The sequence below is a fragment of the Micromonospora sp. PTRAS2 genome, from assembly GCF_054052245.1.
Window position 1 is genome coordinate 1 of record NZ_JBSWBU010000072.1, and the last position, 319, is coordinate 319.

The window sequence follows — 319 nt, forward strand, 5'->3', positions numbered from 1 at the left end:
TCGGTCAACAACCTCGCCTACGCCTACCAGGCGGCGGGGGACTTGGGGCGGGCGATCCCGCTGTTCGAGCAGGCCCTCGCCGATCGGCGGCGGGTGCTCGGCAACGATCACCCCGACACGCTGACTTCGGTCAACAACCTCGCCTACGCCTACCAGGCGGCGGGGGACTTGGGGCAGGCGATCCCGCTGTACAAGCAGGCCCTCGCCGATCGGCGGCGGGTGCTCGGCAACGATCACCCCCAGACGCTGACTTCGGTCAACAACCTCGCCTACACCTACAGGTCGGCGGGGGACTTGGGGCAGGCGATCCCGCTGTACA

The 319-nt window shown here is 68.7% G+C and carries 1 protein-coding gene; it reads left to right on the forward strand.

Going from position 1 to position 319, the window contains the following annotated elements; translation table 11 throughout:
• Window positions 1-319: tetratricopeptide repeat protein (locus ACVMYR_RS33205; protein ID WP_457123713.1), on the forward strand; the 319-nt coding region annotated here is incomplete at both ends.